Consider the following 21,345-nt stretch of genomic DNA (forward strand, 5'->3'; position numbering starts at 1 on the left):
CCCAAAACCAACTCTTTTTGCACAGAAAAAGCCTTCTCCATCGAGAAGGCTTTTGTTTACTTCTTTTTTTGATCGTTATAAGGGGTCAGGCTGATTTTACCAGACAGGTACTCCCCAACAAAGATGTCAGAAAAACTGTTATAGCCCTGCTGCTTCACTTGGTCAAGAAGCCAATCCTCATCTTGATCAATGGCGACCAACACATCATCGTTGGCTTGGCCATCGTAAATGATTGGGTACTTTGGTGATTCATCACCATATTCGATAACCGTCAATTGACCATTTTGTTCCAACACAGCGCGCTTGACTTTGGAAACGTCGTAAACTTCCTGCTCACGCAATTTAAACATCAAATCCGAGGCAGACTGCCCAGCCAAAATCACTGCCTGAACGTCAATCTTCCCGTTCTTAATCAGCACCGTTGGCTTACCATCGAGCAAGACTTTGGCATAGTGGTTATGCTGCTTAGCGAACTTGAGCACCATGACAAGCAGGGTCCAGATAATCATGACCATCATGAATTCGAAGACGGTAATCGAGGCCGTGTAAATCGTTCCACCAATAATACCACCAAGCACGTAGTTCTGAACTTGGTCTAGCGCGTTGGTTGGGGCCAGGTTACCCTTACCAAAGATATTAATCTGAATGATGATGACAATCAGACCAATCCCCAACTTTAGAAATATGGGCATGTAAACTGACATTACTGAACCACCTCCGCTTTGGTGTTAATCAAGTAAACTTCCGTCCGGCTGTAGGACTGTTGGTCCTTGGACAGGGTAATTTGATAGAACTTGTTCCCCTCTTTGGCGATCATGCCGTCCTGCATGGTCGTGGAGTTAAAGGACAGTTCGGACTTCTTCACGTCCTGATCTTTAGCATAGGACTTGGCAAAAGCCGCCATTTGGTTCTGCTGCAAGCTTTTCGTTTGCGTGTTCTCCAAATTGGTATACGTTAGTCCTGCGAGAAAGAGAAAGGCCAAAAAGGCGATGATTGTCAAATCCCGGTAGCGCATGTTTAGCCGATTCCGGAAAGAGGCAATCAGCCCAATGCCTACCGCCAAGAAGGCGACAACCAATAGGCCAATATAAAGTTTGTTCGTAAAATTATTTTGACTCAGCAAATAGTCCAGAGAATAAAATGTCATGAGACCCTCCAATAGGTAATAGTGTAGCACAAAGCTGAACTAGCAACCAGCAATTACTAAATTAGAAAGCGACCGGTAGGTCCTCCATTTTCTTGCCTTTATTTCACAAAAAAAGAAGTGGCTTGTACCACTTCTTTTTTAACTTGCTTACATCATGCCGGGCATGCCAGCTTGACCAGCCATGGCAGCGGCTGCAGCACTTGCGTCAGCATCCTTCGGTGCTTCGGCAACAACCGCTTCGGTCGTCAACAACAAGGCGGCGACAGAGGCGGCGTTTTGCAAAGCTGAACGGGTCACCTTGGTTGGATCCACGATACCGGCCTGGACCATGTCGACCCAGCGGTCGGCCTTGGCATCATAACCCGTTCCCTCTGGTTGTTCCTTCAACTTGTTGACGATGACGGAACCTTCCAAACCAGCGTTTTCAGCGATTTGACGAACGGGCGCTTCCAAAGCAGCCACGACCGTCTTCACACCGATCGCCACGTCGCCCTCAGCTACAACGGATGCGGCAGCGTCAATGGCGTTAACCAAAGCCGTTCCACCACCAGCGACGAACCCTTCTTCAACGGCCGCACGGGTGGCGTTCAAGGCGTCCTCGATGCGGTACTTACGTTCCTTCAACTCGGTCTCAGTGGCCGCACCAACGTTAATGACAGCAACACCACCGGCCATCTTAGCCAAACGTTCTTGCAACTTCTCCTTATCAAAGGAAGACGTCGTTTCTTCGATTTGCTTCTTAATCGTTTCAACACGGTTCGCAACAGCGGCTTTATCACCGGCCCCTTCAACAATCGTCGTGTTGTCCTTGGAGATGTTGACTTTGTTTGCCGAACCAAGCTGGTCAACGGTCACATCCTTCAAGTTCAAACCGAGGTCGTCGGTAATCACCGTACCACCAGTCAAGACGGCGATGTCTTCCAACATGGCCTTGCGACGGTCACCAAAGCCAGGGGCCTTGACGGCGACCACGTTGAAGGTACCTCGCATCTTGTTCAAAACAAGGGTTGGTAGGGCTTCACCCGTGATGTCATCAGCAATGATCACCATCGAACGTCCCTGTTCCACTACGGACTGCAAAACTGGCAAAATATCTTGAATGTTACCAATCTTCTTATCCGTAATCAGGATGTAAGGGTTGTCCAAATTGGCTTCCATCTTCTCGTTGTCGGTTACCATGTACTGAGACATGTAACCGCGGTCAAAGGACATTCCCTCAACGACCTTCAACGTCGTTTCGATTCCCTTTGATTCTTCAATGGTAATGACACCGTCGTTGCCGACTTTGTCCATTGCGTCCGCAATCAGCTGACCGACTTCTTCGTTCGCAGCTGAAATTGAGGCGATTTGGGCAATCTCATCCTTGGTTGACACCGTGTGGGACATCTCGTGCAGCTTCTTCACAGCGGCTGCCGTGGCCTTTTCGATTCCAGTCCGGATGCCAACTGGGTTGGCGCCGGCCGTCACGTTCTTCAAGCCTTCGCCAACAATGGCCTGGGCCAAAACCGTGGCCGTGGTCGTTCCATCACCGGCGATGTCATTGGTCTTTGACGCCACCTCGGCAACCAACTTGGCCCCCATGTTTTCAAAGTGGTCTTCCAACTCGATGGCCTTGGCAATCGTCACCCCATCATTGGTAATCGTTGGGGAACCGTATGATTCCTCCAAGACCACGTTGCGTCCCTTGGGTCCAATCGTTGTCTTGACGGTGTTTGCTAATTTATCAACGCCGACCTTCATCTTGGCCCGTGCGTCTTCTGAAAACTTCAACTCTTTTGCCATGTGAATTACTCCTTTTACTTAATCAAATGAAAAAGTCACTCGGAAACCATCCGATGCTTAGCACTAACTTAGGCCAAAACGCCAATGACGTCTTTTTCGTGCAAAGCCAGTAGGTTCTGTCCGTCGACCTCGATGGCCTGACCGGCAAACTTATCAAAGAGCACCGTATCGCCAGCCTTGACTGTCATGGCGATGGTTTGACCTGCGTCCGTCACGCGACCAGGACCAGCTGCCACGACCTTACCGGTCACGGGCTTTTCCTGTGCGGCCTGGGCAATGACGATGCCGCCCACTTGCTGTTCACCGGCTTCTTCAACCGAAACGATTAATCGATCACTTAATGGTTTCAACATATCACGAACCTCCGTTTATCCTTTTTAGCACTCGTTTAATACGACTGCTAATTACACCTTTAGTATAACCCAGTGAGGGCTTTTTGAAAAGAAAAAAGACCACCTAAGGCAGTCTTTTGTCAAAAACGGTTATTTCAAATTCAAACCCTTGTCCATTGGGTACTGGGACAGGCGTGGGTCGGCGGGAATCATCTTAAAGAGCTTGGCGTTGTGCTTCGTCCAGTTAGTGTCCATGTCACGCTCGGCATAGTAGTCGGCCATGGTCTTGTCGTAATCCCGAACGGCTGCTTCGACCTTAGCCTCGTCATAGCGCCCCTTCATAACGGAACCAGACAATGGCAGCTTTGGCTTAACGCCAGGGTTCTGGTCAGGGTAACCAACGGAGAATCCCATGATTGGCTTGACGTACTTTGGCAAATCTAGCTCTTGCTCGTATAATTCAAAGGCACCCATGACCCCGGCCATCGTGACCGTTCCCAAACCAAGGGACTCGGCCGCCACCTGGGCACGGCCCAGGGTAATCGCCGTCGACACAATACCCCCTTCTAGGAATTGGTAGTGTTGAATCCGGTCTTCAATCACGGCCCGGTCTTCAGCCGACTGACCAATCAAATCACGGTTCCAGTCAACGCAGGCCACGTAGAAACGGGGTGCCGACGCAATGTAGCCCATGTGGACCGTGTCGGTAATCTTCTGCTTCAAATCCTGGTCCGTAATTTCAATGAAGGTAACCGGTTGGTAATTCTGCATGTTTGGTCCAGCAAAGGCCGCCGAGAGGATGGTATCCATCGTCTCATCCGAGACCGGCTTATCCTGAAAAGCACGGATTGATTGGTGACCTTGTAATTGTTTTAAGACTTCATTATCTGCCATAAAAACCTCCAAATTTGGTGTATACTATAATACTTGTGTGGCTCTACGGGCCATCTTACACTTTTCAAAAAAATATTTCTAGGAAGATTCATGAATTTCTTTAAAGTACATATTGGTCTCCGGACCTTCAAAACCGGCCTCGCCGTCATGCTTGTCATGATCGTTTACCACTTCATCGACCGCCCCGCCTTCGTGCCGGCCCTCGCCGCCGTCTTCGCCCTGCGCGACACTTGGGACAACACCATGACCTTCGCCAAAGTCCGACTCATCTCGAACGCCGTCGGTGGTGGCCTGGCCATCATCTACTACCTATTCCGCGAATACACCCACAACGCCGACTGGATCTCCATCGTGCTCATCCCCGTCCTCGTCATGCTCGGCATCATCATCCACAACAAACTCGACCAAAGCGTCGGCATCGTCGGCGGCATGGCCGCCTTCCTGATGATCGCCCTCACCATTCCCCTAGACGCCACCATCGACTACGTCTTCCTCCGTGTCCTCGACGTCTTCGTCGGTGTCCTCTTCGCCATCGCCATCAACCGCTTCGCCATGCCCGACGAAATCAAAAAGGTCGAAAAAGGCGTTGAAAAAGTCGAACACAACGCCAAAAAAGTCATTGAGAAAATTGAACATAAGAATGACAAGAAGTAAAAAAGCGTCCTTCCGGACGCTTTTTTGGTCATTCCATTGATAAAAGCACAACAAAAAAGCCACACCTGACAGCGCGACTCCATCCAAAATGTGTACCAACTGAAATACTGAGTAATACAAAAAAGTATATCTTTTGAGTTTTGGTCCGGTTAATCCATATTTTTATTAGCATATGCCTTCATTAAGACGGCTTGCAATTCTGGATCAACAGCATAAATGTATAACCCATTCACGCCACGAGAAAGTAAAACATTTAATTCATTATTCAAATTTTTAATTCTAGCAGACAAGCGTTCCTCTGGGGTAGCGCCAGAACTCTCCCCCATTTTATTCGTTGCTTTTTTGGAAAAAGAATTCTTTGGGTTAAAGACAATTTTTCCACCACGATACTGAACACTCTCACCAATAATCACACCGGCGTAATTCAAATCAAAACCTTGAATTGTGAATGTAGAACCGACTTCGTCAATTGACTTAGGATTTTCTGCCCAAGATACATGTTCATTTTGATTTGTAAGATAGTAATTCCAAGGCTTTGAAAAATTACCATCCGTCACTTTATATTCTCTACCATCCGGTTTCCATTCCCAATCATAAGTCGCAAGAACACGAGAAAGTTCTGAATCTTCTTGTTTAGCTTTTAATCTTATGGCACTATCCAATGCTGTGGCACTATCAAAAACCTTCAAATCATATTTTGAATCTTTTGGAATTGGATTAACTTGATGCTTATGAATCAAATCATCTAACCAATCAATCGTTTGTTGTTGAGCATTAATGCGCATTTGATGGTGAAGTGTGAGTAAATGACCTGCTTCTTTAACCTCTTGACGCAGTTCATCTAGCTGTTTTTGAGGTAAGCGTTGCTCCGTCTTCAAAACTTGATATGGATCATAAACAAGCACCGTTACTCTAGCAATTTTTCGGATTGCCTCTAAGTGTGTTTTCCCATAGGCTTTTTTAAACGCTTGTCCGTTACGATTAGCAAGCAAGTGGCCTTCATCAACGATGACAGCATCAAATTCATCCATCTTATCATGATATCTGTTAATGAAAGGATTGGGCTTCATGACCACATCATTAATGTCTTTAATTCCCAACTTCGCGCCAATACTCCTATAAACTTTCACTTGCTCATCATGGTTTACAAGCAGTGCAACACGCTTTTTAAGACGACCATCTTCACCTATATTTTCAGCAAGAAAATCAAAGAAAAGAGAACTTAAAAGAACGGTTTTGCCAGTTCCAGCAGCACCTTCCACAATCATTAACTGCTGAGAAAGTGATTCTTTCATCGCCTTACGGATGTTGAGCATCAAATAATTTTTATTTTCAATCTGCTCTTCAGTCAATCTGTGAAACGGAGATGATTTAAACATTGCTGATTGTTCTACTTCCGCCCGATTTGGAAATAGCTTTTTGTTAAGATTATGAAGTTCAATCCACAATTCATCAAAGACAGTATCAACCTCATTACTAGTGTAATAATCACCTTGAGGATTCCCTCTGCGATTATTTAAATGGTTAACAGACTCCACTCCAGTCATATATAGCCGCATTTTATTTTCAATATCGAGCGTCAAGGACTTATTAAAATGAGGATGGCCCATCACAATTAATTCAGCTGTTCCAGATTCTCCGAATTTTTTCCAGTCATCTCTTGTGTCTTGAAGATGCTGATTAGTACGATTCTTTATATCATTCGTTTCACCAACATATACATCGAAGAGTCCTCGACCCTGGCCCTCCTTATCATTCACAATATAAACTGTTGGATATTTAAAGATCAAAGAGTGGATTTCAGCTGATTCTTCTAGATCCGGAAAAATATTTCTCCCATACTTCGTACTTCTAACTATTGCTGATTCAGAAACCATTCTCTTCTCCAGATTCAATACATTACTTAAACTATTTGTATTATAACCTTTGGAAGATCTGGTGAAAAGAACACACTGATTATCATTTATCTAATAAACTACTATTAATTTTTACTACTAGACAACACACAGTCATCAATTACGCCTAACAACTTATTTACCTTACGAAGTGATTATGGGTAATAACACACTTCTTTAATATAAAGCATCATGGAAAACATATCCGTATGTTTTGGAGGAAACCCCATTAATCCGACATACATCTAAAGCTGCCAGACGTTTCACCCGACTTATCAATCAGGAAGAAACCCCATTAATCCGACATACATCTAAAGCTACTTTCAAAAAAATACCGCTTTATTTAGCGGAAGAAACCCCATTAATCCGACATACATCTAAAGCACATAGCCAGCCGTAATAACGGTTGGAATAGGAAGAAACCCCATTAATCCGACATACATCTAAAGCAATGAAACCGTTTAATACGCTTTCGTTTGTGGAAGAAACCCCATTAATCCGACATACATCTAAAGCCCTGGCACGATGTCAATGGCAATATTGTTGGGAAGAAACCCCATTAATCCGACATACATCTAAAGCTTCAACTTTCTAACAGAGTCTTTTAAAATTGGAAGAAACCCCATTAATCCGACATACATCTAAAGCACTTCCTTGGAAAGTTTACCATCACCAAATGGAAGAAACCCCATTAATCCGACATACATCTAAAGCTTCGAACTCACCGTTTACAGGAAACCGTACGGAAGAAACCCCATTAATCCGACATACATCTAAAGCCGATAGACCAATGATTTTTGTTCTAAAATTAAGAATATAGAACAAAATCTTGATCAATATGAAAATGGCAATAGTGTTCATCAGAAAAGTTAGGTTTCTCCAAACTAAGATCAATAGATATAAGATTAACACCTTCAGCTAAAAGGCATTCATGGAGTTGATTTAAATCTGACAATTTACAATAGAGTGATGCATTCGTTAAGAAGAGATAGCGACTCTCGTCTAACATCCCCATCACATGTATAACTTCTTCTATTTTACCAAAAATTGTACTGTTATTCCCTTTTTCAACTACAATATTTTGAGAATGGAGTAACCTTTCTAATTCCCATCCTTGTGATATTTCAAATGGTAAATTGTTATCAATTATTTCTGAAGCAATTACGCTTTGTATCTTCTGATTAAGTTGAAAAAGTTCATGTATTCCTTCTTCAGAAATGCTTTGTGCTAATATTTTAGGAACAAATTTAGAATAAAAACCTCTTATATCACGACCACTCACGGGATCACCAATTAACAAGCCACTTTTGCACAATGGCTTTATTTTATTATCATAGCTATAAATAATGTCGTCTTCAATGTCATTACTCAATTTCGCAATTAATCGTAAGTACAACTCAGAATTTGCTACTGTAATTAAATTAAGCCCTGAATTCATTTTTAAAACACCGACCGTTTCGATTGAAATTTGTTCATTTTTCATATAACAATCACCTTATCATCACGATTTTTAACATCTGTTTTCAGTTCACCAGTTAAAAAATGCATGCTCGCATATTGCTTTTCTGTCACCTGAAGCGTCTGAATCACACCATTTGTAGGAGCAAAACGAGCAATGCGATTTTCCAATAACTCAATTGCTTTTCCATTTGTAGCCACACGTACATAAATACTTTCTTGTATCATTAAAAATCCTTCACTCAATAAAGCTTTGCGAAACTGTCGATAAGCTTTTCTTTCAAGCGATGTTTCCACAGGAAGATCAAACATCACGATAAGTCTCATAATTCGATACCTCATAATTCAAAGTCCATTTCTGGCAATTCACTATCGTCAGAGCAAAGATACTTTAAGCACTCCTGTACATGTTTTTGCACTGCTTGTGCCAATTCATATCGTTTTGAATTCATAGTAATTTCTTCATTCAAAACACTTACTAAATTTAACTTATGCTCTAATGTTAGCGGACTATCACGTTGCCACTTCACAATTCGATCAACATACGGCCGAAAAGGCTCCATTAAATCCGATGCCAAATTGAAAGGATTCGTTTGCGACTGATGATGAACTCCAATTTGCGTTAAAAATCCTGCAGCTACGATTTCTCGAGAAACAGCGGATAATAAAATGGAATAACCATAATTCAAGTGTGCGTTTGCTTTCAAAGAATCATTTGAACGAACAAAATCCTTATCAAAAATCCTTGGAAAATATAATCTTGCTGCCTGACCTTCTCGATTATCCTCATCTGCTTCCTTAACCTCCAACCCAATTTCTTTCAATTTCCCATAATTAGCTATTACTTTTTCGCCGAGAGCTTGATGCTGGTTGAAAATTTTTGTTTGAACGATCTTTTGCCACAATAGATTCTTTCGATTCTCTGCCCAATCAAATTGTTTCCAGATATTTATATTTTGTTTAGTGTTATCACAGTAGCTTAAAAACTCGCCTACCGGCATTCCTTTTTCATCACAATTGATTATTTTGACATTCTTTTTCTGAAGTTCATTAACTGCATAAGAAGTAATCACAGTACGAGTATTACCTAAAATTAGAACCCGGATATCATCTATTGGAATTCTTGTCCCTCCTTCCTTTGTCTGGATGTTTATATCATTCATTTTGTAGTTGATTTTTGCATGTTCGTTAACAAAAACTGTTCTCCACGCCATAATTGTGCACTCCTCTATTTTATATGCTATAATTTATTCATGGTTAGCTACCATACAAGCAAGAATTGTTTAGCTAACTATTCTTGCTAGGAAGAACCCATTAATCTGACATACAGGGTTAAAGTAACGCAAGGGCTTCAGCCCAAGCTTCATGAACTTTTAAAAAGTTGGCCTTATGGCCTTTTTTATTGCTTAAATATAAGAAAACGGTTGGCAGAAAACTACCAACCGTTTTTTACTTACAATAAATCTGAAATCTTAACCCGTGTTTCGAAAATCCCTGTAGCTGATTGATAGATCATTTCACTATTATCTGATAGTTTTATTCCTCCAGATTGTTGTAACTTATGCCAATCAGAAACCTTTTTACTAATTATTTTTACAGGTGCTTGATAGGCAGCGTCTATCTGTAATCCTCTCAAAATAGTTTGAATGACCGCAATTCTTTTATCACTATCCAAAAATTCGTCTCTAACTTGACTTAATTTATCAATATCCTTCTTGAAAAACGGAAAACGATTCTTAACATTTTCACTAGTTAATATATCATACGCTTCCAATAATTCTTCATCACTTGAATTTTCAGAAATACTAGCAATTTTATCCGCATCAGTAGTGGATAACCACAACTGTTTAGCATTATGACGATATTCGTTAGATGCAAGATAAATCAAATTTCCATCTTCATTAACAAGTTGCCCCAATGGGAGTTTTGAAATCAATATTTTTTCAAATTTTTTAATTGCAGGGTTATTTACTATATAGTCATTAATTTTCAAGTTTCCTACTTCAATTTGATTTGCGATAGAGATAGGAATTTTAATAAGTAAATTTTTGCCATTAGCTCTTACTAACGTCATGTAAGCTGAGTATACGTTACTATAACCACCATACAAAGCTGTATCACTACGTTTTGAGTTAAGAGGAATCAACTTTTTACCAGACTTTGGACTAAAGATAGTTTCTTTATTCAAAGGACCTCGATCTTTTTCAGTTTTCTTAGTTGTCAAGATGTTCTTAAACATCATCACCTTGCGAAGATAACTAGTATTTTCTTCTGACCAGTCTTCATTCCCCTTACGCATGGTTCCAACAACAAATCCGAAGGACTTTAGTCGGCGTACCTCATCCCTTGAAGAAAGTTGTCGCAAATTCTTTAGGTAATCATTTGTATAACGATCAAATTCATTGTAAACGTTTGTACTGTCACGGTCTGGATAGCGATTCTGCATGTACTGTCCTGCGGCAGTAATCAGCAAAGCATCAAAGGCGTGGTGGAAAGAATTAATTTCGCGATGTTTCTTGATTCCCACCAAGAGTCGCATATCAGCAGTTATTTCTGAACGAATTGCTACAGCTTTACTATTCTCATATTCACCTTCAATCAGTGAAGCAACGTTCTTAATAATCTGACGTGTTTCAACCAGTTGTCGTGCAATAAATCCGGTTTTTTGTCCGTCTAAATATTTCCCCGCTTTTGTTAAGCGTTCATATTTTTTACGGTTTATAAATCCGGATTTCAAAAGACTTGTCCACAACGAACCATCTTGTTTTTGTACTTCATCCGTATAAGCGAAAGAGTCAGACTTACGAGCATTCTCTGGACGTGAAACTAAGACACGGTTATCAAGTGAATCATCCTTTGTAAAGGCTTGCGGAATGATGTGATCGATATCATAATCTTGTGACAAGCGTTCAAAATTAATTGGCCTTCCTGTATACATATCCTTTCCTTGTTGCTGGAAATACAGGAAATAACGATCATCTGACATTTTATTCTTGTTGCCATCAAGTGTCTTTTTCAATACCTTAGCTTCTTCAGAAAGTGACTTTGATTGATATTTTTCTTTTAATTGGTTATAACGAGGAACCGAACGAACCGAAGTTTGATCTTCTCGAGCAAACTCCAAATAAACACGTCGCGGTTCTTCTTTCATTGCCTTCTTAATATCATTCAAAACAGCAAAAGACTGCTTAATACCACGTTTATTTGCTGGAGAGGTTGTCAATTCATTAACCTTTTCATCGAAGGTTAACTTTGATGAACCAGTGTTTTGTTCAGTTATCCAAGCCTGCACACCGTATTTGTCGTTATTAATGATGGACATGAAGTTCTGACTTGTACTCTTTAACTTGTCTAAAATTGAAACTTTTTGTCCGCGTTCATCAATAATTTTGCTATCCAATAATTTTTCAGAAAGACGTCCCCAACCTGTATAGTGCGTTTGAGACAACTTCTTTACTTGATCATCATCTAGGGGTAATTTTGACAATTCCCGACTAGCAATTTTACTATCTTCAAAAACCGTTTGAATTTCGATAATCTTTTCAAGTGTTTCCTGATTATCTTCATTTTCTAAATACTCAGCATCAAAAGTTTTTTTCAAATCGTTATACGAAGACAATGAACTATTGAACTTACTTTCATCAGCAAGACCAGTAATTGTCACATCACCCTTACCTTGTGCCTTAAGATAATCTTTCAAAGCTGAAAGCGAAACGGTCTTTCGCGCCTTAAACAAATCATTAATTAAATCTGCTTTTGTTTTAGAATCAAACTTTTTACCGTTCACACGAACATTGTTTAATTCATTTAAAACAGTGAATAATTGATAACGTAACGAATTTTGCGGTAATGTCTTCTCACCAATCAAATAGGTATCATTACCAGTTAATCGTTCAATAAAGTCACGCGCTGCCTTGTCACGGTTAAAGACTTTATCAAAGTTCCATGGCGTCACTCGACTCTTCTCAAAGCCTTCATTTCGCTCTACCCAGTGATTGTCAGCATCCCCGCCTGCATGCTCTACATCCTTTTTCGTCACCAATGGACCAACGTAATACGGAATCCTGAAACGAAGTAATTCTTCAATCTTATTGTCTTGACCATCTTCCTTTTCAAAAGTATCCAGTAAGAATGGATAGTATTGTCCTTGGTTTTGAAGAATCTTTTGTAATTCTGCGAGATGAAGCTGGTGAGGAATTACTGAATTTGCCTTTGTACGTTGCTTTGGAAGGAATTCATTTTCATCTAAGCGACGAAGTGTATCTTCTTTCACTTCTTTGGAAAGATTTGATTCCTCAACCAACTCACGAGCAGTAGAAATTCCATTTTTAATTGTTGCTTCATCCGTTGCTAGGGCCAATTGCTCATAGATCTCTGAAAAACGTTTATGCTTTAATCCTGCTTTTTGTGCTAAGGACTTTAACAATTTACGGTCTTCTCTATGTTGGTCGTAAAGTTGAACCATTGCAGCAGAAACAGAGTCTGCCCCATTCAATAAACCAATTAATACAAAACCGTCGTATGCTTGCACTACAGCATGGAAGAGCTCAATTTCTTCATCAGTCAATTGAGACAAGATCGTCTGACTTTTTTCTTCTAAAGCTTCATCATCTAGCTTAAGTTTCCATAACTTAGCCTCGTCTTTATCAGAAATATCTTTACCAAATAATTTGGCAAAATCGATTTGATTTCCGGTTAATCCAGCTAATAAAGTTTTAATGGCAACTTTGTCTTGATTATTATCAAATTCGAAGAGCTTGAGTGCCTCATCAGCTTTCATACTCTTGTTTAGGCCATAACCAGCTTCTCCAGAAATAATCTCAGTTAGTTGTTCTGGATTATTTAATTCCCAAGACAAACCTTTCTCATCAGCATAGACCTCAATTGCATTGGCAAGATCCTCGGGATTATATGTTGACCCAATCGTAATTTTTTCTTGGGAACTTAAAAAATGACCACGATATTTTACAAGATGATGAATTGCCAAATAGATTTCGCGAATATCAAATCTCTTATTTGGTTGAGCCATCAACTCTTGTCGTAAATGATAAATTGTTGGATAAGAACGATGAAATTTTTTTGTCTCTTCTTCCGTTGGGAAAAGGTATCCACCATAATAATGTGCTTTATTTTCTTCATCCTTAGGATGGACATAAGAGTACTTCAAGCGTTGGAAAAATGATGAATCAATCTCGTTAATTTCCGCTGAGAATAACTCGTCTAACAAACGTAACCGCCACTTTCTTCTTGAAAGCCTACGTCGTGTCGTTCGAAATCCACGCCGGTCGGCTGCGGTTTGGGCCGTATCAAATAAACGGACACCGACTAAATTTTTACCTTTAGCGCGTGCCAATTTTCCATTTTCATCTAAGGCAACCCAACCAACTGAACCTGTTCCAATATCTAATCCTACGTCGTAAACCATTTCACTCTCCTTAAAGTAATATGTGTACATTATAGCAAAGTTTATAGTGATATATTACAGCGCGATTCACCCCATCAAAAAAAGCACAGTTCCCTGTGCTTTCACCATTTATCTATAATACCCCTTATTTCGATCCACCCGTTCGAAATGATTACCGACCATGGTCATGTTGCGGTCGATGTTTTGTAGACGGTTGTTGGCGTCTTGGATACTTTGGTTGGTGCGTTCTTGGATGTCAGCCATCTTTTTGTTAGATGCGGTGATGGCTTCAGAACTCTTTTGGATGGTACCTTGCACGTTGGCGAAGCCACTTTGAACAGAAGTGTCCAGTTGGAATAGGAGTTTGGCAATATTGTTGTTCTGCTCGGCATTTTGGCGAGCTAGATCATTCATTGCGTCCAGCGTCTTTTGCTGGTTATCCTTGAGTTGGTTCATTAATTCGTCATGGTTCTTCGCGTTTTGGAAACGATCAGTAGCTAGTTCGTTAGCGTGGCCCCATTCCGTTGCTTGCATGCTTTGCAATGCTTCCAACATTAGTTGGTAGTATGGCAATTCAAACCGGTACTGATCGGCCATTGGAATGACGCGGGGTAGGTTTTGCTTAATTTCAGCAATCCGGCGATCAACGGCTGGTAGATTCTGACTTTCGATTTGGTCAATTTGACCGGTCACATCCAAAATGGAATTGTCCACATCGTTTGAATTCGACAGCAAGTTGTTTTTCAACCCCGTCAACACAGCTTTCGCCTGTTGGACTTTATCATTATAGTCTGCATCGGCTTGTTGAACCTGCAATTCATATTTTTGACGGTTTGCTTCCTCAACCGCTGCTGCCTCTCGCTTGAAGCGATTGGCTAACTGATTGTTAGCCTTTTTAATCAAGAAGACTCCCAGTGTAAAATGGGCGAAAAAGGCACCCCATGAAAAGGCAACTTGCAGCATCGTCAGGTGAGAACCAGATGACACCGTCGACATCAGCATGGAAACAAAGATAAAGGAATAGATTAGCAAAGCAACACGGGTGTAGTTCACAACAGGTTTGATCGTTAGGTATTTATTCACGTTATCAAACAACTTATGATGCTTCTTTAAGTACCAAACATCAAACAGCGCAATGTACACTGGTAAGATTGTCAACAATTGCGGCATCATTGACGTGTTTTTCAGTCCTTCAGCCGTCGTATTGGTTACGAAGTTACCTGAAGTAATTCCTGAAACACTCGAAATGACCAGCAGGACAACCTCTAGAAGAATCATCCACAGCAAAAGTCGGCGACCGACTTTTTTAGATTCTGATTCGTCAACCGTTGCCGTGTAGCCCGTTGTGTCCAAGGCAATTTGCTTCTTGCTGATGTTGCCGAATTGGCCACTGTCAATCTTAGCCACAACATCATTGATTTGCCCTTTTAAAATCTCCTTATCAAGCGACAGTTGGTCGGCCTGACGTTCAAGCATTGCATTTTCTTTTGACAGTTTTCTGCGTTGCTTCACAGCCTTTTGATAGGCATCAACGTACTGCATCTCCTCCTTCACCTGATTAATTAGCTTGTTTTGATTCTCGTCCATCACATTCCCTCCAAAAACACAAAATCACTTTATTTTATCACTATTGTGATGAGTCTTGCGAATTGAAGAAAAAGGGAAGAGAATCCTCATTTTAATCTGTAATTTACAAATCGGCATCAACTTTTTTATTAAAATCTTGTTGATTTTTCGATAATTAGGCAGACACATCGTCTGTTTATTGAAATAATGCCGTTTTTTCAATAAATAATTTTATTAGTGTCGTATTAACGAAAAAATTTGGTGTTTTTTCATTTATTGTCTTCAACAAAAAAGGAACAGAATCTCAGAATTCTGTTCCTTTTTTCTAGCCCGGTTGATTAATTGCATTATTCATTAATAAAGTTGCTGGTCAAGGATTGACGCATTTAAATGACTATTCTAATCCCACCAATCGTCTTTGCGCGCGATTCGCCTCCTACGTAATATAACTCATGACGATTAACTTTTCCTCTTCTGAAGCAAATTCATCAAAATCTGAAAAATCATGATGATAGCGTTGAATAATTTCTTCAAATTGTACCTTATTATTCTGAGATTGGTTCATGAATTAACGCCTCCAATTCTTCTTTAGTGTGAATTAGAACTTGCCTGGGAAGCCCTTTCAATTTATTAAAACGAATTCCACAAAAAATAGCGAGGAATTTGTACAACTTGAACCAGTTATGCCAACATATCCGCAAAGCAAAAAGGTCGTGTATTCCTCCCGCTTCTGATTTCCTTACCCTGCCCGGCTGCGCATTTAAGTTGTTCGTAAATAAAGTCGCTGGTCGAAGCCAACTCGATACCAATATAAAAAAGAACGCCCATGTAGGCGTTCCCTTTAAAAATTCAATTACTTGACGTTGTCTGAGTCAGACAGCTTCTTTTGGTCAGAATCGATACTATCAACCAACCACTTTGATTCGTCCTTGTCGTACTTGACGTGGGCCTTCAAGAGGAAGGTCTGCGTCAACGTACCGGACGTATGCTTGTCAGGATCAGTGTCAGAAGAGTAGTTAAAGTCTTCCTTAATCTTGAACGTCACATCGGCGGTCTTCTTACCCGTTGACTTGACGTCTTGGACGTCAATTGGGCCAAAGTTGATGGATTCGGCCGTTCGCTTTGACTTGGTCTTGTTGTTGCTAATCATTTCCGTAAAGTCGGTGTAGGCCTTGTTGCTGCTACCGTCGACGAAGACGTCGGAAGCCGTCACATCGCTACTGTATGAACTGCTGTCCTTGGCCCCGACTTTAGAGAGCAAGGAAGACATGTTGGTCAACAGTGCATCCGCGTCTGACTTGGTCAACTTGGACTTGGAACTTGAAGAAGATGATGACGAACTCGTCCTGTAAGCGTACAGGTTAATTTCGGCGTTGCTCTTGTTGGCAACCACTTCCGTATCCGTTCCCTTATAGGTGTCGCCATCGACATCGCCCTTGGCCTCAAATTCGTAGTAACCAGGTGCTTGGTGCTTCACAATTGCCGCTTCATCATCGTCTGAGTCCTTGATGATGGTCTCATCGTTGGCCGTCACCTTCAGACCTGAATGGTTCGTGTAAACCTTCAAGTTAATTGGCGTGACCACGATTTGGTACTTTGGGAAGACAAGGAAACGATTACCCGTCTTCTTAACCTGAACGTTGTAAGCAGAAGACTTCAACATTCGTTCGATATCGCTCTTAGTGGCACCCGTCTTGATGTACTTCACCAAAGGGGTCACTTCAGACTTAGTCAACTTCTTATCCGTGTCAGACCAAGTCAGGTTTTGACTGTACTTATCGGCGCTACGACTATCCAAAACCTTAATGGCCCGATCCATTGATGAATCGTATGAATAGTAGTTTTGTCCGTACAAGTAACCAGCGACCAAGGCCACAACGATGACAATCAACGTTGGCAACTTCCAGCCACGCTTCTTCTTGTTCGTTTGACTTTGACGGTGTGGGGCAACCGTGGTGTCCTCATCATCCTCTGTCGGCGTTTCAACAGCTGCTGTCGGTGCGATGTACTGGCGCTGCTTCACTTCGTCGATGGATGGCTTGCGACCGTATTTCTTTTCAAAGTCGGCAACCCAAGCCTGCAGAATTTCCTTTTCGGATGGTTCTGCTGCTTGCTGCTTCATTGCAAAGCCGTTGGCCTTGGCAGCCTTGAATTCATCAAGGGAAGGTTCGCGACCGTTTTCTTTCTTAAAGGCGTCACGCCATTCTTGCTGTGTCATGAATTGACTCCCTTTAGATTAGTAGTTAAAGCTTGAAATCGTGTCGATCAATGACTTAAACATTGGGGTGACAATGACCGCGTAACCAATGTAAATCACAACGGACGTGATGATGGTTTGGGCAATTTGCCACCAGATCAAGTCAATCTTCTGGTCGTTTTCGCGATACTTTTGAACAAAGTAGATGGAAGCGAGGTTCGTCACGGCCACAGCCAACATTGGGAGGGCAATCAAGATTCCAATGTTAATCATGATGCCTTGAATCGTGCTGTTCAAGTTACTGATGCTGTTTTCCGTTGGCACTTGAGCGATGAATGAGTAAATAAAGCCCACAGCGGCAAAGATGGCAGCGGCTGGTTGGAAGACCAAGAACTTGTTAACCAAGTTCTTGAACTTTTCCTTCCCCTTTGACACCAATGCCAAACCTGGCAAAGCCGCCAAGAACAAGATGACAAAGACGACAACAAAGTTAAAGAAGACCGATGGCAAAACGCGCCCAGCGAGATCAGCAATCCCACGCGTATAAGAACTTGAATAGCTGCTTCCGTAACTGCTTCGAACGGCATCCCCCATAACCGCAAAGATACGACGAATCACGTTCCAGAAGATTCCAGCAGACAAAACCGTCGTCAAAGCGAAAGTCAGCCAAAGGTACAATTGGTTTGGCTTGTCTTCGTTGACATACTTCATTGGGTGCAAGGCCCGGTTCTTCAACCAACCAAAGTAGTTACCAGCATGTTGCTTGGCCTTGTTAAAGGCTTCGCCGGCTTGTTCCTTGGTTTCTTCCATCCCCTTGCTGATTTCCTTGCCGTCCTTCTTCAGTTCGGCCTCAACCTTTGCTTCAGCCTTAGCAGCTTCGGCGTGGGCATCCGTGAACTCACCCTTTTCCAATGCAGCAGCGATTTCATCTGCGTTTGGCTTACGGTTGTTGATGAGTTCGAAATACTCTTCCCATTCTTTGCGACTTGTCATACTTTCTCCTTTATTATGTCTAGATTAAATGAACATATAAAAGTGTACCACAAAATGGGTACACTTATTGTAAAAAGGTGCATTTATGAGGGTATTTAGACTTTTTTTAAATAAAAAAGACCTTCTAAAATCAGAAGGTCGACAACCTAACCAAGCATCATGATTCAATCGCATACGGCGCAAGCGCCACAATCAAAATCAACAGAACGGCAACAATAATCCAAGTACGCAACCGGATTTGCTTAAAGGCTGCAATACATCTAGCAATCAAATTCATAAATTGACTCTTTCTTTTCAAATTTTTCCTGCTTTTATTTTAGCACAGCAACCACCTGAATTTTGCCAAACAAAAAAAGCCCGCGATTGCGGACTTTTTGTAAAACGGTAATCCAACGATTAACGCTTTGAGAACTGTGATGCCTTACGGGCCTTCTTAAGACCTGGCTTCTTACGTTCCTTCATACGAGCGTCACGAGTCAAAAGACCAGCTTGCTTCAATGCAGTACGGAAGTCAGGGTCAACCGTCAACAAGGCACGGGCGATACCGTGACGAGTTGCACCAGCTTGACCTGAGAATCCACCACCGTTAACGTTAACAAGTACGTCGTAGTTACCCAACGTATCTGTTGCGTTAAATGGTTGCAAAACAACTTCACGCAAGTTAGGGAAAGGAATGTAGTCTTCAATGGACTTACCATTCATCGTAATTGCACCAGTACCTGGTACCAAACGGACACGGGCAACTGAGTTCTTACGACGACCGGTTCCGGCATATTGTGCTGCTTCAGTCATATTCTTGGTCTCCTTTCTTAAACTAACTTGTTGATGTCAAGCACTTCAGGCTTTTGTGCAGCGTGGTTGTGATCCGCTCCAGCGTATACGTGGAGGTTCAAACCTTGCTTGCGACCCAAAGAAGTCTTAGGCAACATACCCTTGATTGACAATTCCAACAACTTTTCTGGATCGTATTGGCGGTAGTTACCAGCCGTACGTTCCTTCAAGCCACCTGGGTGGTTTGAGTGGTGGTAGTAAATCTTGTCAGTTGCTTTCTTACCAGTCAACTTTACTTCACCGGCGTTGATGATGATGACGTTGTCACCCATGTCAACGTTAGGCGTGAAAGTTGGCTTGTTCTTACCACGCAAAATGGCGGCAACAACCGTTGACAAACGACCCATTACGACGTCCTTTGCATCAATGATGTACCACTTCTTTTCGATTTCGCCTGGCTTTGCTAAAAATGTTGTACGCATGGCGCGCTCCTTTAATTAGTTGTTTACAATGTCTGAGCGTTCCTTCTCAGACGGTTACAATAAGTTTCCGGGGCTTATCGTGAGGTAAACAATACCGATTTACAGTATATAAAATATCGGGCAGAGTGTCAACGATAAATGGCGGATTCGCGGGCTTTTTTACAAGATTCCCACCGACTTTTAAAAAAGGCATTTTGAAAATGTCCCCTAAAAAAATCTTTTCGCAAGTCATCCCCGCTAATTTTCTAAATTAAAGAACAAAATTCAAGGAAATATCCTATTAATAGGTTACAATGTTTGAGAAAGGAGAGAAGTATGAGAAGAAGACACAGTATTCAACAGCTTTGTTTGTTGATTCTTGCGGCGTTAACCCTTGGGTTATGGACAGTTAGTCACGCCAGCAAAGTTTCAGCAGCTGAAGCGAATCAATACGTTACTAGCGCCTCCCTGAAGGATCTAACGAACCCGACGGCTGACCCATACGGTCCCATCGACAATATGCAGGTTACCTATGGTTATAAGATTCCCAGTGGGGCGCTGAGCGACCAAAGTCGTGATAGCTCGATTACCGTGCCCGAACAGTTTACCATCCTATCGGTCATTAACTTTGACATCAAGGATGCCTTAGGCCAAGTTGTGGGGGTTGGGACAACCGATCCAGCAACTAATCGGATTAACATTCACTACACCGACCTAGCGCTAAAGGAAAACCAGACGGACGCCATTAGCGGCTCCCTGTCCATTACCATGCACTGGAACCTGGACAAAGTCAACACTGGCAAGGCCACGGTGATCAATTGGAATCTGCCCGATCGTGATGGCACCACGCCAAACGCGAACACGGTCAACATCAATCCCGCTACTGGTCCAGCCAGTGACGAAAAGTTGGCCAAGTGGTCATGGTACGATCCCGACGACCCCTCCATCTTGCACTGGTGCATTCGCGTGAACTACGCCCGTGACCACGTGGAAAACGCCGTGATTCATGACCAATTGACTGGTAACCAAGTGTTAACGGGTGACTTTAACATCCGCCAGGTTCGCTACAATGCCGATGGCACGACTTTTACCACCATTAGTCTGGCGGATAATCCTGCCGGCTTTGTCAAAGATAGCGCGACGAGCTTTCACGGTGACCTCGGAACCATTGACGACACCTATCTGATTTACTACGAAAGTAAAATCACCGATAGTGGTGTTCAAAAGAAATACGGGAACTCGGTTGACTTAACGGGTCAGAATACAACGCCCGAAACGCAGGACGTTTATTCCCCAACGTATGCCGGTTCCGGATCCGCTACTTTCCATGGCGATAACACGCCAAAGAAGCCGGATACACCGAAGGTCCCTGATACGCCTAAGCAACCCGATACACCAAAGGTGCCGGATACGCCTAAGCAGCCGGGCACACCAAAAGTACCGGATACTCCAAAAGTGCCGGACACGCCTAAGCAACCGGATACACCGAAGGTTCCGGATACACCGAAGGTTCCGGACACCCCTAAGGTTCCGGATACGCCTAAGCAACCGGATACTCCAAAAGTGCCGGAAACCCCTAAGGTTCCTGTTGAGCCAGCGCAAGCAGCTGTCGCAACAAAGAATGAAACACCCACAAAGCAACAACCTGCTTCAACAATTACCAACAGTGTTCCTACTCCGCTAATGCCGGAAACAAATAAGAAAGCAAACCCTCAATTTATTAAGGGCTTGTTGACTGCCTTAAGTGCTTCAGTTACACTTTTTCTTATCGTAAACACAAAGAAAAAATAA

The 21,345-nt window shown here is 42.3% G+C and carries 18 protein-coding genes and 1 CRISPR repeat array; of the genes, 2 read left to right on the top strand and 16 right to left on the bottom strand.

Annotated features, from left to right (window positions below):
* Positions 1-56 precede the first annotated feature (56 nt).
* The 5 genes from IV71_RS02045 to IV71_RS02065 form a co-directional block, all read right to left on the bottom strand.
* Positions 57-704 (bottom strand): DUF421 domain-containing protein, encoded by a 648-nt coding sequence (locus tag IV71_RS02045; protein ID WP_010690469.1) that lies wholly within the window; start codon positions 702-704, stop codon positions 57-59.
* The gene (locus tag IV71_RS02050) at positions 704-1,147 is read right to left on the bottom strand and encodes a DUF3290 domain-containing protein (RefSeq protein ID WP_010690470.1); all 444 of its coding nucleotides are present in this window, start codon (positions 1,145-1,147) and stop codon (positions 704-706) included. The genes IV71_RS02045 and IV71_RS02050 overlap by 1 nt, the downstream gene beginning before the upstream one ends.
* 147 nt (positions 1,148-1,294) lie before the next feature.
* Positions 1,295-2,929: a chaperonin GroEL gene (gene groL / locus IV71_RS02055; RefSeq protein ID WP_010690471.1), complete on the bottom strand. Its 1,635-nt coding sequence runs from the start codon at positions 2,927-2,929 to the stop codon at positions 1,295-1,297.
* A gap of 68 nt (positions 2,930-2,997) precedes the next feature.
* Positions 2,998-3,282, bottom strand: a complete 285-nt coding sequence (locus IV71_RS02060; protein ID WP_010690472.1) for a co-chaperone GroES — start codon at positions 3,280-3,282, stop codon at positions 2,998-3,000.
* Positions 3,283-3,411: 129 nt separating this feature from the next.
* Positions 3,412-4,155, bottom strand: coding sequence for a nitroreductase family protein (locus IV71_RS02065; protein WP_010690473.1), 744 nt, complete (start codon positions 4,153-4,155; stop codon positions 3,412-3,414).
* A gap of 90 nt (positions 4,156-4,245) precedes the next feature.
* On the opposite strand from IV71_RS02065, the gene IV71_RS02070 reads away from it, so the two are divergent.
* Positions 4,246-4,809, top strand: coding sequence for an aromatic acid exporter family protein (locus IV71_RS02070; RefSeq protein WP_010690474.1), 564 nt, complete (start codon positions 4,246-4,248; stop codon positions 4,807-4,809).
* Between the two features lie 149 nt (positions 4,810-4,958).
* On the opposite strand, the gene IV71_RS02075 is transcribed toward IV71_RS02070, so the two are convergent.
* From IV71_RS02075 to rplM, 11 genes are all read right to left on the bottom strand, one after another.
* On the bottom strand, positions 4,959-6,686 hold the full coding sequence (locus tag IV71_RS02075) for a DUF2075 domain-containing protein (RefSeq protein ID WP_010690476.1): 1,728 nt from the start codon (positions 6,684-6,686) through the stop codon (positions 4,959-4,961).
* Between the two features lie 234 nt (positions 6,687-6,920).
* A CRISPR array of direct repeats spans positions 6,921-7,484; the repeat unit is 36 nt; unit sequence GGAAGAAACCCCATTAATCCGACATACATCTAAAGC.
* A 28-nt stretch (positions 7,485-7,512) separates the two neighbouring features.
* Positions 7,513-8,187, bottom strand: a complete 675-nt coding sequence (gene csn2, locus IV71_RS02080) for a type II-A CRISPR-associated protein Csn2 (protein WP_010017463.1) — start codon at positions 8,185-8,187, stop codon at positions 7,513-7,515.
* A complete protein-coding gene (gene cas2, locus IV71_RS02085; RefSeq protein WP_029489945.1) occupies positions 8,184-8,489 on the bottom strand; it encodes a CRISPR-associated endonuclease Cas2 in 306 nt (101 codons plus the stop codon). Before cas2 ends, csn2 begins: the two co-directional genes overlap by 4 nt.
* Before the next feature lie 11 nt (positions 8,490-8,500).
* Positions 8,501-9,376, bottom strand: coding sequence for a type II CRISPR-associated endonuclease Cas1 (gene cas1, locus IV71_RS02090; RefSeq protein ID WP_010017465.1), 876 nt, complete (start codon positions 9,374-9,376; stop codon positions 8,501-8,503).
* A gap of 239 nt (positions 9,377-9,615) precedes the next feature.
* Complete coding sequence (gene cas9 / locus IV71_RS02095) at positions 9,616-13,587, bottom strand: type II CRISPR RNA-guided endonuclease Cas9 (protein WP_010017466.1); 3,972 nt, start codon at positions 13,585-13,587, stop codon at positions 9,616-9,618.
* Between the two features lie 108 nt (positions 13,588-13,695).
* The gene (locus IV71_RS02100; protein WP_010017468.1) at positions 13,696-15,153 is read right to left on the bottom strand and encodes an ABC transporter permease; all 1,458 of its coding nucleotides are present in this window, start codon (positions 15,151-15,153) and stop codon (positions 13,696-13,698) included.
* 415 nt (positions 15,154-15,568) lie between these two features.
* On the bottom strand, positions 15,569-15,697 hold the full coding sequence (locus IV71_RS08420; RefSeq protein ID WP_010017469.1) for a hypothetical protein: 129 nt from the start codon (positions 15,695-15,697) through the stop codon (positions 15,569-15,571).
* Between the two features lie 288 nt (positions 15,698-15,985).
* Positions 15,986-17,350: a zinc ribbon domain-containing protein gene (locus IV71_RS02105; RefSeq protein WP_010017472.1), complete on the bottom strand. Its 1,365-nt coding sequence runs from the start codon at positions 17,348-17,350 to the stop codon at positions 15,986-15,988.
* An 18-nt stretch (positions 17,351-17,368) separates the two neighbouring features.
* Positions 17,369-18,322: a hypothetical protein gene (locus IV71_RS02110; protein ID WP_010017474.1), complete on the bottom strand. Its 954-nt coding sequence runs from the start codon at positions 18,320-18,322 to the stop codon at positions 17,369-17,371.
* A gap of 396 nt (positions 18,323-18,718) precedes the next feature.
* Positions 18,719-19,114: a 30S ribosomal protein S9 gene (gene rpsI / locus IV71_RS02115; RefSeq protein WP_010017477.1), complete on the bottom strand. Its 396-nt coding sequence runs from the start codon at positions 19,112-19,114 to the stop codon at positions 18,719-18,721.
* 17 nt (positions 19,115-19,131) lie between these two features.
* Positions 19,132-19,575 (bottom strand): 50S ribosomal protein L13, encoded by a 444-nt coding sequence (gene rplM / locus IV71_RS02120; RefSeq protein WP_010017478.1) that lies wholly within the window; start codon positions 19,573-19,575, stop codon positions 19,132-19,134.
* A gap of 315 nt (positions 19,576-19,890) precedes the next feature.
* Between rplM and IV71_RS02125 the strand changes: the two genes are divergently transcribed.
* The gene (locus tag IV71_RS02125; protein ID WP_029489946.1) at positions 19,891-21,345 is read left to right on the top strand and encodes a collagen binding domain-containing protein; all 1,455 of its coding nucleotides are present in this window, start codon (positions 19,891-19,893) and stop codon (positions 21,343-21,345) included.

The sequence above is a fragment of the Fructobacillus fructosus KCTC 3544 genome, from assembly GCF_001438695.1.
In the GTDB taxonomy this organism is placed as follows: Bacteria; Bacillota; Bacilli; order Lactobacillales; family Lactobacillaceae; genus Fructobacillus; species Fructobacillus fructosus.

Excerpts from the sequence above, each read along its gene's own strand:
- IV71_RS02045 (WP_010690469.1), bottom strand. The coding sequence starts at position 704 with ATGTCAGTTTACATGCCCATATTTCTAAAGTTGGGGATTGGTCTGATT.
- IV71_RS02050 (WP_010690470.1), bottom strand. The coding sequence starts at position 1,147 with ATGACATTTTATTCTCTGGACTATTTGCTGAGTCAAAATAATTTTACG.
- groL (WP_010690471.1), bottom strand. The coding sequence starts at position 2,929 with ATGGCAAAAGAGTTGAAGTTTTCAGAAGACGCACGGGCCAAGATGAAG.
- IV71_RS02060 (WP_010690472.1), bottom strand. The coding sequence starts at position 3,282 with ATGTTGAAACCATTAAGTGATCGATTAATCGTTTCGGTTGAAGAAGCC.
- IV71_RS02065 (WP_010690473.1), bottom strand. The coding sequence starts at position 4,155 with ATGGCAGATAATGAAGTCTTAAAACAATTACAAGGTCACCAATCAATC.
- IV71_RS02070 (WP_010690474.1), top strand. The coding sequence starts at position 4,246 with ATGAATTTCTTTAAAGTACATATTGGTCTCCGGACCTTCAAAACCGGC.
- IV71_RS02075 (WP_010690476.1), bottom strand. The coding sequence starts at position 6,686 with ATGGTTTCTGAATCAGCAATAGTTAGAAGTACGAAGTATGGGAGAAAT.
- csn2 (WP_010017463.1), bottom strand. The coding sequence starts at position 8,187 with ATGAAAAATGAACAAATTTCAATCGAAACGGTCGGTGTTTTAAAAATG.
- cas2 (WP_029489945.1), bottom strand. The coding sequence starts at position 8,489 with ATGAGACTTATCGTGATGTTTGATCTTCCTGTGGAAACATCGCTTGAA.
- cas1 (WP_010017465.1), bottom strand. The coding sequence starts at position 9,376 with ATGGCGTGGAGAACAGTTTTTGTTAACGAACATGCAAAAATCAACTAC.
- cas9 (WP_010017466.1), bottom strand. The coding sequence starts at position 13,587 with ATGGTTTACGACGTAGGATTAGATATTGGAACAGGTTCAGTTGGTTGG.
- IV71_RS02100 (WP_010017468.1), bottom strand. The coding sequence starts at position 15,153 with ATGGACGAGAATCAAAACAAGCTAATTAATCAGGTGAAGGAGGAGATG.
- IV71_RS08420 (WP_010017469.1), bottom strand. The coding sequence starts at position 15,697 with ATGAACCAATCTCAGAATAATAAGGTACAATTTGAAGAAATTATTCAA.
- IV71_RS02105 (WP_010017472.1), bottom strand. The coding sequence starts at position 17,350 with ATGACACAGCAAGAATGGCGTGACGCCTTTAAGAAAGAAAACGGTCGC.
- IV71_RS02110 (WP_010017474.1), bottom strand. The coding sequence starts at position 18,322 with ATGACAAGTCGCAAAGAATGGGAAGAGTATTTCGAACTCATCAACAAC.
- rpsI (WP_010017477.1), bottom strand. The coding sequence starts at position 19,114 with ATGACTGAAGCAGCACAATATGCCGGAACCGGTCGTCGTAAGAACTCA.
- rplM (WP_010017478.1), bottom strand. The coding sequence starts at position 19,575 with ATGCGTACAACATTTTTAGCAAAGCCAGGCGAAATCGAAAAGAAGTGG.
- IV71_RS02125 (WP_029489946.1), top strand. The coding sequence starts at position 19,891 with ATGAGAAGAAGACACAGTATTCAACAGCTTTGTTTGTTGATTCTTGCG.